The 14,200-nt window shown below is 44.1% G+C and carries 11 protein-coding genes; 2 read left to right on the top strand and 9 right to left on the bottom strand.

Going from position 1 to position 14,200, the window contains the following annotated elements; translation table 11 throughout:
* Positions 1-437 precede the first annotated feature (437 nt).
* From L990_RS07680 to L990_RS07660, 5 genes are all read right to left on the bottom strand, one after another.
* Positions 438-2,033 (bottom strand): ArnT family glycosyltransferase, encoded by a 1,596-nt coding sequence (locus L990_RS07680; protein ID WP_052180834.1) that lies wholly within the window; start codon positions 2,031-2,033, stop codon positions 438-440.
* A gap of 11 nt (positions 2,034-2,044) precedes the next feature.
* Entirely contained in the window at positions 2,045-2,905 is an 861-nt protein-coding gene (locus L990_RS07675) for a lysylphosphatidylglycerol synthase transmembrane domain-containing protein (RefSeq protein WP_047447277.1), read from the bottom strand.
* A complete protein-coding gene (locus tag L990_RS07670) occupies positions 2,892-3,830 on the bottom strand; it encodes a glycosyltransferase family 2 protein (protein ID WP_047447275.1) in 939 nt (312 codons plus the stop codon). Before L990_RS07670 ends, L990_RS07675 begins: the two co-directional genes overlap by 14 nt.
* An 88-nt stretch (positions 3,831-3,918) precedes the next feature.
* A complete protein-coding gene (locus L990_RS07665) occupies positions 3,919-5,157 on the bottom strand; it encodes a hypothetical protein (protein WP_047447272.1) in 1,239 nt (412 codons plus the stop codon).
* 26 nt (positions 5,158-5,183) lie between these two features.
* Positions 5,184-6,200 carry an NAD-dependent epimerase/dehydratase family protein gene (locus L990_RS07660; protein ID WP_047447269.1) on the bottom strand — a complete coding sequence of 339 codons (1,017 nt, stop codon included), beginning with the start codon at positions 6,198-6,200 and terminating at the stop codon, positions 5,184-5,186.
* A gap of 362 nt (positions 6,201-6,562) precedes the next feature.
* On the opposite strand from L990_RS07660, the gene L990_RS07655 reads away from it, so the two are divergent.
* The gene (locus L990_RS07655; protein ID WP_047447268.1) at positions 6,563-7,930 is read left to right on the top strand and encodes an OmpP1/FadL family transporter; all 1,368 of its coding nucleotides are present in this window, start codon (positions 6,563-6,565) and stop codon (positions 7,928-7,930) included.
* Between the two features lie 29 nt (positions 7,931-7,959).
* On the opposite strand, the gene L990_RS07650 is transcribed toward L990_RS07655, so the two are convergent.
* The 3 genes from L990_RS07650 to purB all read right to left on the bottom strand — a co-directional run bounded on the left by L990_RS07650 (position 7,960) and on the right by purB (position 11,716).
* Positions 7,960-8,361, bottom strand: a complete 402-nt coding sequence (locus tag L990_RS07650) for a hypothetical protein (protein WP_047447267.1) — start codon at positions 8,359-8,361, stop codon at positions 7,960-7,962.
* Positions 8,362-8,478: 117 nt separating this feature from the next.
* Positions 8,479-10,293 carry an ABC transporter ATP-binding protein gene (locus L990_RS07645; protein WP_047447266.1) on the bottom strand — a complete coding sequence of 605 codons (1,815 nt, stop codon included), beginning with the start codon at positions 10,291-10,293 and terminating at the stop codon, positions 8,479-8,481.
* A gap of 76 nt (positions 10,294-10,369) precedes the next feature.
* Positions 10,370-11,716 (bottom strand): adenylosuccinate lyase, encoded by a 1,347-nt coding sequence (gene purB / locus L990_RS07640; RefSeq protein WP_047447256.1) that lies wholly within the window; start codon positions 11,714-11,716, stop codon positions 10,370-10,372.
* A 500-nt stretch (positions 11,717-12,216) separates the two neighbouring features.
* On the opposite strand from purB, the gene corA reads away from it, so the two are divergent.
* Positions 12,217-13,167 (top strand): magnesium/cobalt transporter CorA, encoded by a 951-nt coding sequence (gene corA / locus L990_RS07635; RefSeq protein ID WP_047447254.1) that lies wholly within the window; start codon positions 12,217-12,219, stop codon positions 13,165-13,167.
* A 70-nt stretch (positions 13,168-13,237) separates the two neighbouring features.
* Here corA and fmt read toward each other — a convergent pair whose 3' ends face one another.
* Positions 13,238-14,200 carry a methionyl-tRNA formyltransferase gene (gene fmt, locus L990_RS07630; RefSeq protein WP_047447251.1) on the bottom strand — a complete coding sequence of 321 codons (963 nt, stop codon included), beginning with the start codon at positions 14,198-14,200 and terminating at the stop codon, positions 13,238-13,240.

The following is a 14,200-nucleotide window of genomic DNA, read 5'->3' as shown; positions in this document are numbered from 1 at the left end:
ACAAAAAAGCAACCAAAAAGTAGCGCCGTAGTAGCGCTACCGCATCTTCCTTAGCGCCAATATCACCTGTAAAGTAGCAAAAAGAGGGAGAATAATCGGCCTACCACCAAAAAATATACGCAGAATAATCGCGTTTTTACACATCATAAGCTACCTACCGAGCCGTATAATCACATTTGTAGGTAATTGCATTTGGCAGGTAGCACCTATAAGCCTATTTTTAAGGAAAATATATGCACAAAAAGTTACCGCTATAGTTTTGGGAAAAGGTTAAAAAGAGATGCTATCGCATTTACTTTCAGGATTAGAATGAACGAGAACCTTAAATGATCACAGCCTAGTTAATCTCAACGTGAAAGATGGGATTTTAAAATCAAAAAATTTAGAGCCAAGGAAATCCTTGGCTCTAAACATATATATACATGCTACAGAAAGGGCTAGCGAGCCCCTTTTCCTTCAAATATTACGGTGTGGTTATTGTCGAATATATCTTTTGCCGAGTAGACCATTTGGAATTGCTGCCAGTAGGTCGAATCGCGCCTTACCACCTTGCGGGAGGTTATAAGTAGGTTGCCAGGAGCGCTTAGGTAGCTGGCAACGCCTACCGTATCGTCCATTTCCTTAATCAACCCAAAGTTGGTAACGTATGATGGGTTGATAGTTTTGAAGTAGCGCACCTCTTTGGCCTTTTGCAGCATAGGAAGGGTAGCCTGCACGGGATTAAGCTTATCGCCCTTAGGGATAAGCACCAGATGAATGATGGCGGTAACCATAAAGAAGGTGGCAAAGACAAGCATAAAGCCGCGCTCCACCTCTCCCCTGCTTACTAGCCTAATGGCGAACCATACGCCTACCGGAAAAAAGAGCAACCATAAGCCCCAGCTATGCTGGTTGGCCCAAAGCGGTTCGGCTACCGTTCCGAATGTTAGCGCAAGGGGAACTAGCAGCGAGAAAGCAAAAAGAATCCATAGCCCAACCCGCACATTTTTGGTGATAGGTAGCACACCCCGCTGCAGCTTATCGAGGTACAGCGCCAAAAGTATGGCAGCAAAGGGGAAGCACGGCATGGCGTAGTTGGGAAGTTTGGTGCTGCTAATGGAGAAGAAAAGTAAAAAGGTAAGAACCACCACAGAGGCAAATCTGGTGAGGCGGTTGCCCCTATCGCGCCAAGCATTTTTTGTGGCCCCCACCACCAGCACGGCAAAAGGAAGTAAGCCAAACAGAAAGTATAGGATGGTTATAAGGAAAATACCGCCATGCCCCTCCTTGGTGTCGGCAAATCGGTTGATATTGTGGTCGAGAAAAAAGCCGCGCGTCCATTCGCCAGCGGTCTCCACATGAACCATATAGTACCAAGGCAATGCCACAACGGCAAATATGGCTAGTCCCACCACGGGCTGCATTTGCCAGATGGTTTTCCAGCTCAGCTGGCGTATGCCAAGCAGATGCAGGAGTACTATTAGCCCCGGTAGCCCCACGGCAATAGGTCCTTTAGCCAAAAATCCCAGCGAAAAGAAAAGGTACATCAGCAGCACGCTCCAAAGCTGCCGGCTCTCTATAAAGTGGTAAAAGGCCATCAGCCCAAGTGCCACCAATGCAATAAGATAGGGATCTGGCACCGAAAGATGAAACTCGGTAACCCACATTATGGATGAAAGGAGCACCACAACGCTCCAAAAGGCAACCCTGCGGGAGGCATATCGGGTCACAAAGGCGGCAAATACCACCATTAAAAGGGCTCCTACCAACGAAGATACCACACGTGCAGCAAAGGGCGTCTTCCCCCAAACCGAATAGCCCAGCATCATGGCGTAGTAGTGCAACGATGGCTTGTCGGTACGCAGCTTGCCGTTAAAGGTGGGCACAATATGATCGGAAGAGTGCATCATCTCCCATGCACATTGGGCATTCTTGCTCTCATCCAGTATGTAGATGCTGCTGCGCCCTATTCCGCTGGAGTAGGCAATGAAAGCCACCAAAAAAACAAGCAGCAGCAGCAGCCAACCTTTTCTTTTCAACAGTTTTTCTACCATAATGGGATACGCTATTTAATGGATATTTTAGCAATGCTATAGTAAACTCCGCCCAACGACACCACCGCCGTAATCGTAAAGAAGATAAAGCTGATGGCCACCGAAAGCGAAGAGTCGAGCCCTAAGATGGTGCTTCCGTAGAGGAAAACCACCTCGCGCGCGCCAACCCCTCCAATGGTAAAGGGCAGCACCGCAACCGCCGAGGAGATAAGGAATACCAGCACCAGCTCGAGATAGAAGCTGGTAATGCCAATGGCTCCAATAATCAGCAGCACCGACAAAACCTGAAGCAGCTGTACGGCAAAAGAGAGCAGCGTTGTAGCGCGAATGCTTGTATAAAATGATGGAAAGAGCTTCGCCACCAGATAGCTGTATAGCAATACGGATAAAGGGAGTAGCAGCGCTGCTGCATACCGATACCAGCCCAGCTCGGGGATAAAAAGCGCCAGTAGCAAGGCCAACAATACAATGGCAAGCATCCCATTTACACGATCCAGAAGCACCGCAGCAGCGGTTCTTTTAACCGAGTAACCCGCCTGCCGATGCAGCAGCCACACCTTGTAGCCATCGCCACCAATACCGCCGGGTAAGAAGAGGTTGTAGAACATTCCTAACCAGTAGAGCCGAAGGTTGGTGGAGGGAGTAATAGCCACATCTACATTCCGAAAGTATACCTGCAGCCGATAGGCCGACACCACCTTGGATTCCACAAACAGCACGGCCGACAAGATAAGCATCCACCAGCACACATTCCGAAATGCACCGATAAGCTCTCTTCCGTCTACTTTAGAAAGGACAAACCAAACCGCACCTCCCGAAATGGCAATTTTGGCAGCAGCAGTAAGAACTCGGTATACCCTAGTTTGCGCCATTGTAGAGTTCTTTCACCAGGTATAGCCTCCGATTGCCGGTACCATAGTAAATTCGCATTAGCAATTCGGTCATTATGCCCATCATAATGAATAGAACGCCAATAATTATGAGCAAAACGCCCAGTATCAGGATCGGTTTTCCCCAAATATTTTCGCCCAGCAGCTTTATGACCAGCATGTACAGCATTATAAGAATACCCGGAAGCAGCAGGAAAAGCCCTATCCCTCCAAATAGATGCATGGGCTTGCGGAGGTAGCGCTGTAGAAATAGGATTAGTATCAAGTCGCTAGCAACCTTAAAGGTTCTACCAATGCCATACTTCGAGTGGCCAAACTTGCGGGCATGGTGGTGCACGTCTACCTGCACAATGCGAGCTCCCTGCAGGCTTGCCAGCACGGGAATAAACCGATGCAGCTCGCCGTAGAGATCTAGATTTTTGGCAATCTCGTGCTTGAATATTTTAAGCGTACATCCGTAATCCCTAAGATGCACACCGGTATATCGGCGGATCATTGCATTGGCGATATTGCTGGGAAGCTTGCGGAGGAACATGCCATCCTGCCTGTTTCGTCGGTTTCCGGCCACCACATCCCAATCTTCCGACTTGAGCTTTTCGAGCATAAAAGGGATGTCGGCCGGATCGTTCTGCAAATCTCCATCAAGTAGCACAATGTATTCGCCTTGAGCATGGTCAATACCCGCACTCATGGCGATGCTCTGCCCGTAGTTCTTGCTAAGCTTCACCAGCTTTACGCGGTCGTTCTGTAGCTTCTTTATTTCTCTGACAGTGCCGTCGGTGGAGCCATCATCGACAAAAACTACCTCGTAGTTGTATCCCGACAAGGCCGCCCTAATGGCCGAATGTAGCGGAGAGATATTTTCCTCCTCGTTAAGCAGCGTGATAACTAAAGAGAGTTCGTACATAGCACAACAAGTTTGCAGCATTTGTAAGACCTATACAATTTAACAAATATTTACTAACTAAAGTAGTCCATTACCAAAAAATACGTCCCTAACTTTCGCTTTTTGCATACTGCCAGGCAACCTTACTCCGCTTTACCTTTCGAAAAAAACGTGTGGGCAAAGTGCGCACCAGCACTAAAAAGAATAGGAATAAGGAGAAGAGTACAATTAGGGAGACCCCTAAAATGTACAATACCGTTAGCGGATAGTTTACCGAAGAGGTATCCTGAAAAACAGGGAAGGCTCCACCCTTATAGCGGGCAATTGGGTTGGTGTAAAGGGTAACGCTATCAGAAAATATTGCAGCAAACCTCAAGTAGGTATCCGTTTTTACAAACGGCACCTTAGCCTGGTTGGTAGCCACGTACTCGAACTGCATTACTCCGCTATGTCCAAACACTTTTATGGTTGCCGGCTCCGACAGAACCAGCTCTAAGCTATCGTTTCTTACCTTTAGACTTTGAATTTTAGGCAAATGGAAATGCCTCCACCGTCTATAATTGCTATCCCGAAATGCTGGAATGGTTAACCCGAAGTTATGTCCCGACAGTAAGGCCTTTTTAACGTCTGCATAGCGCTTTGTTGGCGTACTTACAAAGGTTGCCGCCCGACCAAAGTGCTTTGGATTTCCCACCTCGTGACAATCGTCGCTAGCCAAGACATATGAGTAATGCCCATGCGAAAGAGCCTCGTCGTAGTAGCTCAAAACACCATTCGTAAAGCCTCTTTCCACCTCCATCATGTCGTAGTAGCTCAGATTTTTCACATCTTCGGGCTCCAACCATCGAGTCCGGTCGGGATGGTCAAATATTACAATGTCGCCCTGTGTCCGAAGCCATTTTAGCGTGTAAAAATGGTTCGACTCGGTAGGAAGCAGAACAAAATCAAAGATAGAACCGTGCTTTGCACCAATCACCACCGAATGAAACTTGCTAATATTGATGCCATGCTCGTAGGTTGGAATCTCCTCTTGGGCAGGTAGCCCTTGGCTGATAACCAAGTTGTGATCCGACACGGCTAAAATATCGTAGCCATAGCTCCGATACGCCTTTTGTACAACCGCCAGCTTATCGTGCCCATCGGATGCCGTTGTGTGGCAATGGAAGTTGGCCTTTTTCCACGTTGCGGAATCGATATTTTGGTAAGGATTGTAGATGAGATCTCCGCTAAACTGCTGCGGAGTTTTAAAGTCGTATACCGGGGCAAAAAGGTAAAATATACCAATAATAGTAAAGGCCAACAAAACGACTAACAACAATAAGCGGCCTACAAACGCAACTCTTTTCATAGCTATCAGACATTATTTGTTAATGGTTACATCTTATAATACCATCTCAACCAATCAACGAGCCGCCCAATGCCATCGGTAAGCGAGGTATTGGGCGCAAAGCCAACCGCATTTATGAGCTTAGATACATCGGCGTAGGTTGTGTGGACATCTCCAAGCTGCATAGGCTCATTTTGAACTATGGCAGATTTACCGCAAGCCTGCTCGATGCATTTAATGAAATCGGTAAGCTTAACGGGCGTATGGTTTCCTATATTGAAAACGCTGTAAGGAACCTCCTCCTCGTTCGTATAATCAAAAAGTATCCGCACAATCCCCTCTACTATGTCGTCGATATAGGTAAAGTCGCGGTATAAATCCCCGTTGTTGAACACCTTTATGGGCCTACCTTCGATGGTTGAACGACTAAAGAGAAAAGGAGCCATATCGGGACGGCCCCAAGGACCGTATACCGTAAAAAATCGAAGACCTACAGTTTGAAATTGATATAAGCTGCTATAGGAATAGGCCATCAGCTCGTTGGCCTTCTTTGTTGCTGCATAAAGGCTGGCAGGGCGCGTTACACAGAACTCCTCCGAAAAGGGAACTACGTCGCTGTCGCCGTAAACGCTACTCGAGCTCGCGTAAACCAGCTTACCAACACCGTTGTGCCGACACCCTTCAAGGATGGGTATAAACCCGTTTATGTTGTTATCTATATAGGCGTACGGATTCTCGACAGAGTATCGAACACCCGATTGCGAAGCTAGGTGGCATACCGCGTCGAACCTCTCAGAGCTGAATATCTCGGCAATACGTTCCCTTTGTTGCGTGTTAAGTCGAATAAATCGGTAGCGTTCGTACTTACGGCTCTGTACAAAATCCAACTCGGAAATCTCCGATGCCAAAATTCCGCCTAACGATTGCAGCCTATTGAGCTTAAGATCCACATCGTAGTAGTCGTTAATACTATCGATGCCAACAACGGTATGCCCCATTTCGAGCAACCGAGCTGTTACATGTGCCCCTATAAATCCCGCCGAACCAGTAATCAAAATTTTCATTTCAACATCTCCTTGAGTTTAATCCGAACTAGGGTAATCCAATACTTACTTTCGAGCTACGCGCCCCTGCTGATAGCGCAGGGTATTTTTATAATAAGAGCTATTAACGTTATAATGTTTAAATAAACCTTATATTTTTTTCAACAATCTCTACATGCAATTTATCTATTTAACGTAATAAAACAAGAGTTTTTATTCTCAAATCATAATTACTTCATCAAAATATTTTACACCGTATTATTAAAACATGATAAATATCACATTTTCTGATTTGTATTTGTTTAATAATTAGCCCTAAATTGGATTATGAAATAGGAAGCGAATAACAGCACAGAACTAAACAAACTAAAATAGCTAAGAATATGAGAAAAATTCATTACGCAAGTATTACAGTATGCTTAGCTGTGGTACTTATGGCATCAGAAATGGCGCATGCAACAGACGGATACTTCAGTGTTGCCTACGGAACTCGAAGCAAAGGAATGGGTGGAGCAGGTATTGCGCTATACGAGACCTCCCTATTTGGAGCTAACAACCCAGCAGGATTGGTAAGGTATGGCAAAGGATACGGTGCCGCCCTTGGCCTATTCAGCCCTAACAGATCCTACACCGTAACAGGTAATCCGAGCGTTCCATCGTCATTTCCACCTGCATTTGGATTAGCTCCCGGTAAAATAACCAGCGACAGCAAGTACTTTGTCATGCCTTCGGTAGCTGCAAACTTTATGGTTGACAGCCAAAGCGCGTTAGGCGTAGCAATTTATGGAAATGGAGGAATGAATACGGACTACGACACCAAAACATTCTACTCCCAATATCTGGACGGAGCGGTAATGCCAGATGGAAGCAACCCCATGCAGGGCGTTTCGAAACCTACAGGAGTAAATCTGATGCAGCTATTTGCCGCTGTTCAATATAGCCGTGCAATAGGTGAAAACTGGAGTGTCGGTATTAGCGTTATTGGCGGATGGCAGTCGTTTGAGGCAAAAGGTTTACAAGCTTTCGTAAATTTTGGGATGTCCCAATCGCCCGCTAACGTAACCAACCGAGGCGCAGATAAGGTCCTCGGAATTGGGGGCAAAATAGGAGTCTTAGGAAAGCTCACCGATCAGCTCAGCATTGGTGCTACCTTCCAAACACCTATTTGGATGCAAGCCTTTGATAAGTATAAAGGCCTATTTGCTGAAAGAGGAAAGTTCGACATTCCTGCAAACTGGAGCGCAGGACTTGCCTACCGGCCATGCGGGAAGATGAACTTTGCCATAGATTTCAAACAAATATTCTACAGCAAAGTAAACTCCGTAGGAAACCCTTTAAGCACGATGGCATTAATGCCTATGGTACCAAATGGATCGGGCGGATTTATCAATAACCCACAATACACTCCGCTAGGAAGCAACAATGGCAGCGGATTTGGATGGAAGGATATGTTTATTATTAAGGTTGGAGGAGAGTACATGGTTGCACCATCCTCTACCATCCGCATCGGATATTCGCATGGTAACTCGCCAGTAAAATCATCCGAAGTACTTTTCAACATCCTTGCACCGGGAGTCATAGAGAACCACCTAACTGCCGGTTTTACCCAAACATTTGGTAACAAAGCGCTTGATTTCGCATTTGTTTTCGCTTTCAACAAAAAAGTAACGGGCAGCAATCCGCTTGATCCTGCTCAAACAATAAAGCTACAGATGAGCCAATGGGAGTTTGAAGTTGGCTTTAGGTTCTAATAAAAAAGCGAGGTCTCCCTCGCTTTTTTCTATTTTATAACCTTTACCGTTTTTGCTTCTATGAAGTAGGAGGCGTCTTTACTTTGCTCCGCAGCATTCTTTCCACAGTCTGCCCCATCGCACCTACCGCATGGTTTCGGAGCGACATACGCCGTTTTTTTGACAACGCCCGTAACCTCTACCACCTTTCCCTGATACGCGTCAGATGTGGTTTGAAGCATGACCGGAATTCGTTTCGTTCGATCGTTTACAGGAGAAATAAAGATACGCCTATCGTTTTTAGGACAAACAGAGTAAACCATCCCAGAAACAACAACCGACTTCCCCTTGCTTTTTGAAGGAGAATCAATTAGTACAGACAAATCCACACTGCCACAAAATGCTGTAAATCCAACAAAGACCATTAGCAATAACAGAACAACTTTTTTCATATCCAGCTTTATTTTAGGAAACCAAATATAGCCATTCTCTCCTATCAGGAAGGATCGTTTAGGGTCAAAAAAAATCCCCCTAGATAAATCTAAGGGGATTTCGTAGTAAGTTTTACGCTACTTCTGCATCGAATGTAGCTTATGGTAAATTCCATTTAGAGACAGTAACGACTCGTGGGAACCACGCTCGGCAATTTGTCCTTCATTTACAACCAGAATTTCATCCGCGTTTCTAATAGTAGAAAGACGGTGAGCAATAACAATAGAAGTACGATTTTGCATCAGATTGTCAAGCGCCGATTGTACTATTTTTTCGCTTTCGGTATCCAAAGCAGAAGTTGCCTCGTCCAAAATCATAATAGGAGGATTGGCCAAAACAGCACGTGCAATAGAAATACGCTGACGCTGTCCGCCAGACATCTTACTTCCTCTATCTCCTACTACCGTTTGGTAGCCGTTTGGTGTAGCCGCCACAAACTCGTGAGCGTTTGCCACCTTTGCGGCTGCAATAACCTCCGCTTCAGTTGCATTATCAACACCAAATGCGATGTTATTGAAGTAGGTGTCGTTAAATAGTATCGGCTCCTGGTTAACAATACCCATTAAAAGACGCAGGTCGTGCAGCTTATAGTTCTTGACGTTCACGCCATCAATTAGTATTTCACCTTCTTGGATGTCCCAAAAACGAGGAAGCAAATCTACAATGGTGGATTTACCAGATCCCGATTGTCCAACCAAAGCAATTGTTTTCCCCTTTTCAACGGTAAAAGACACATTCCGAAGCACCCATTCGTCTCCGTACTTGAAGCTTACATTCCTGAACTCAATTTGACTTTTAAACCCAGCAATCGGTTGTGCATCTTCGTTATCCTTAATTGGGTTAACAGCCGAAAGAATCGCATCGATACGATCGGCAGATGCCATACCTTTTACTATGTTATAGTACGATTGTGAGAAACGTTTTGCGGGGTTAAGCAGCTGCGAGAATGCAGCAAGGTAGGCAATCAACTCAGCTGGAGTTAAAGTTGGCTTATCGCTTAAAACCAACCTACCACCATACATAAGTACGGCAACAACAACGCCAACTCCCAAAAACTCGCTTAAAGGAGAAGCCAAATCCCTACGCCATGAAGCATGGTTACAAAGTTTTCGGTACCTATCATTTAGGCTTTTAAACTTTGCAGTCATTTGTCGTTCTGCTGTAAACCCTTTTACAACGCGCAATCCACCAAGCGTTTCTTCTATAGCAGAAAGAATATCGCCCAAGCTATTTTGCGCCTTATAGGATGTTTTACGAAGCGATTTTCCAATCCGCCCTAGAATAAAAACCGTCACCAAAATCATCACCAAAACGAATAGCGATAGCTGAGGGCTTATAATAATAAGTGCGGTAAGATAGGCTATCAGCAAAAGAGGATCCTTAAAAAGAAGCTCTAAAGAACGAACTACTGATGCTTCAATCTCGTTTACGTCGTTCGTCATTTTTGCCATCACATCCCCTTTTCGCTCTTCGCTATAGTAGCCCAATGGCAGCTCCATTATTTTACGGTATAGCGACATGCGAATATCCATAACCACACCGTTGCGAAGTGGAATCATCACAAAGCTGGTGAGGTATTCGAATAGATTCTTAAAAAAGAATAGCAACGCCACCCCAATGCTTAAAATTCCAAGGGTAGCAATAGCGCCATGTTCAACAACGTATTGGCTAATATAGTACGATATGTTATGACGAATAGCATCTGAAGTAAACTCCCATGCTACGGGATTTGACACAACTACAGATTGCTTAAATAGAATCTGTAAGAAAGGAATCAGAACGGAAATGGATGCTACCGAAAAAATTGCAAGTAGAATAGACAGAAATACAAATGCAACTATGCGTCCCCTGTAGGGAACCATGAATCGGAAAATTTTATAAATATTCTTCATTTGCGATTATTAATGGAGCCAAAAATAGCAAAAAGCAGGGAACTTCCCTGCCTTATGCCATGTTATAAAGTAACTACTAATATATTCCGGTGTAATTCTGAGGGGTGATTCGAAGAATTTCATTCTTAACGCTTTCGCTAACCTTTAAAGTTTCTACAAACTCACGGATTGCCTCATGCGTAATACCAGCCTTACCTCTTGTTAACTCCTTTAGCGCTTCATATGGCTTTGGATAACCCTCTCGACGCAAAATGGTTTGAATAGCTTCGGCAACAACAGCCCAGTTGTCCTCTAAATCTTGGTTAATCGCCTCGTGGTTTAGGTAAACCTTATTTAATCCCTTAAGTACCGACTTAAAGGCAATAATAGTGTGAGCCATAGGAACCCCAATATTTCGAAGAACGGTAGAATCGGTTAAATCGCGCTGCAACCTAGATATGGGAAGCTTCGCAGAAAGGTGTTCAAAGATAGCATTCGCCATTCCTAAGTTTCCTTCTGCATTTTCAAAATCAATAGGATTTACCTTATGAGGCATTGCAGACGAACCAACCTCTCCCTCTTTAACTCGCTGCTTAAAGTAATCCATAGAGATATACGTCCAGAAGTCACGAGAAAGGTCTATTATAATAGTATTAATACGTTTAAGGGAGTCAAAGATAGCAGCAATATTATCGTAATGCTCAATCTGCGTGGTATACTGCGAACGAGTAAGTCCAAGCACGTTATTCACAAAATCATTACCAAAGTCTATCCAGTTAATTTCGGGGTAGGCAACATGATGCGCATTAAAATTACCTGTTGCCCCGCCAAACTTAGCGCTAACAGGAACTTCTTGAAGCAAGTCGACCTGCTTTTGAATACGCTCTATAAATACCATTATCTCCTTACCCAACTTGGTTGGAGACGCAGGCTGTCCGTGCGTACGCGCCAACAACGGCACCTCTGACCACTCGCGAGAGAGCTGATCCAGCTTCTCTACCAGCTCGTCTAAAAGAGGGTAGTACACCTCGCCAATGGCATCGCGCAAGGTAAGTGGAGTTGCAGTGTTGTTAACATCCTGAGAAGTAAGACCAAAATGGATGAATTCAAGCTGCTTTGACAAGCCTAAAGCTTCCATCTTTTCCTTTAGGAAGTACTCAACCGCCTTAACATCATGATTGGTTACCTTTTCAATCTCCTTTACCTTTTGAGCATCAGCATCAGTAAAGCTATTGTAGATGTCGCGTAGCAGAGGGTACACCTCCTTATTAACATCAGTCAACTGAGGTAGAGGAAGTTCGCATAATGCAATAAAATACTCAACTTCAACCTTTAAGCGATAACGAATAAGGGCAAATTCAGAGAAATAGTCTGCAAGTTCTACTACCTGTCCTCTGTAACGACCGTCGACTGGTGAAATGGCTGTTAACTTCTGTAATTCCATTTTTTAGAATTTATTTTTGACATGCAAATTTATCAAAAAAGGGGGTTATCTAGCGCGCTAAAATAACGAAATGAGCTTTTAAACCTATTTTTTGTTTACGATTGCAAATATTGTCTTACCTTTGTGCCGATAATCAAAGTAACCCAACAAATGCCTTCGGGATAAATTGAGATAGAATGGTTTTAAAAAAAGTTACGGCGGTGCCTTCAGCAAGCACTACCCCAATACATAACGGGTTTAAAAGCACGAACTTGCCGGATGCAACAGCAGCAATCGGCTATGTAAATCATTACAAAATATCCATACAAGGCGCAACCTCGCGTTACTCCAAGTTTCTCCAACAAATATTTAACCACAAACGACGAAGATGGTCGTTGCAGCCGGTTTTCCGACTGTGCGACTTGCCGACCTCGCTTTGCGCTGAAGAGGGCTAATACGTTTAGCCTACAACATTCCAGAGCAAAATACCCCCATTGTGTAACCTGTAAAAACGAGGGTCGATGGTAACCATATTCGTTCGTGGTGATAATAAAATCATACAAGAGACTGAGCTAGAACTCCTAGATGAACTAGGTTTTGACGATATCATTTGGATTGATATGACCAATCCAAGCCTTAAGGAGAAAAAGGCAATTGAGAATTTCTTACATGTAAATCTTGCAACCCGACAGCAAGCGGAAGAAATTGAAAGTTCTTCGCGCTACTTTGAATCGGAATCAACCATAATGGCCAACTCCAACTTCCTGATTCAGGATGATGACGAGTTTACCTATGAGGCCGTTTCTTTTATTGTTAAGGAAGGGATCCTGGTAACGGTTAAGAATATTGAACTAAAAGTATTCTCCGATACCATACGTAAATTTTTGCTAAACAATAAAGCGTTCCCAACTTCGTTCCACCTAATGGTTGCAATTCTTGAAACCCGAATCGACCTTGATGCCGACATGGTGGAGATTATTGCAAAAGAAATTGCAAAAGTAAGTAAGGAAATAACCCTTTCGGGAAATGTTGACGAGGAGGTTCTTTTAGACATTAACCAGCTGCAGGAAAACTCGATGCTGCTTCGTGAAAATATCATTGATAAGCAACGTGTGCTTTCCGGGATACTAAAGAGCGAACGGTTTCCGAACGATCTTTACCCCAAGGTTACCATTATGCTTAAGGACGTTGGTTCCCTTATCAACCACACAGACTTTAGCTTCGAACGTTTAGAATACCTACAGAATACATTTCTCGGTCTTATCAATATCGAGCAAAATAAAATTATCAAAATATTTACGGTGGTTTCTGTTGTATTTATGCCCCCCACCCTAATAGCAAGCGTTTACGGGATGAACTTCAAAATTTTACCCGAGCTAGAATGGAAGTATGGCTATCTTTTCGCCATACTATTTATGATCGCATCTTCAACAGGATTTCTTTTGATGTTTAAGAAAAAGAAATGGCTATAACTCCAGTTTTATAAAAAGCCAACGGGGTGACAAGTATTGTCACCCCGTTGGCTTTTGCGGCTATATACAATTACTTCACCAGATAGTCTGCAATATTTTTAAATCCAAGAAGAAAATCTCGAATAGGCATTCGCTTTTTACCTGCCAGCTGAAGTTCTAATATTGATAAAAATCCATCGACACAAGCAACTTTCAAGAATGATCGAGCATCGGTAAGTAAGGTTCCAACCGTATAGTCATGCTCCGTCACCTCTTTCTCCGTTTTAAATATTTTCATGCTCAGCAACTCGTCGGATTTAACCAATTCGCTCCATGCTGCAGGATATGGAGATAGCCCTCTAACCAAATTATGAATAGAGGTAACATCTGTGCTCCAATCTACCTTACAGTCTTCCTTGAAAATTTTAGGAGCATGCAACGGTTCGTATCCTTTAGCAATCAACTCCTCCTGGCTAACAATTGGAGCTGCACCCTGAGAAATAGCATCAAGCGTTTTAACAACCAACTTAGCTCCAACGACCATTAATTTATCGTGTATCGAGCCAGCATTATCCTCAGCTGTAATAGCAACCTCTTCCTGATATATAATATTTCCTGTATCTATTTCGTGCTTTAGGAAAAATGTTGTAACCCCAGTCTTACTATCTCCGTTAATAACAGCCCAGTTAATTGGAGCAGCACCTCTATAACGAGGCAACAACGAACCATGTAAGTTGAAAGTTCCTTTAGGAGGCATTTGCCAAACAACTTCAGGAAGCATTCTGAATGCGACAACAACAAATAAGTCGGCATTTAGCGCATGCAAATCCAGTAGGAAGTCTTCACTCCTAAGTTTTTCAGGCTGTAAAACAGGTATGTTTTTCTCTACAGCATACTGCTTTACGGCTGATTGCTGTAGCTTCTGACCTCGCCCTGCAGGCTTGTCGGGAACGGTTACAACCCCAACAACCTCATGCTCGCTATGAAAAATGGCATCAAGCGAGGAAACTGCAAATTCGGGGGTACCCATAAAAACTATCCGAAGAGGACTCAT

This window comes from Alistipes sp. ZOR0009, from assembly GCF_000798815.1.
In the GTDB taxonomy this organism is placed as follows: domain Bacteria; phylum Bacteroidota; class Bacteroidia; order Bacteroidales; family ZOR0009; genus Acetobacteroides.
The sequence above is the reverse complement of the archived record's forward strand: the minus strand, read 5'-3'. Positions and strand labels throughout refer to the sequence as shown.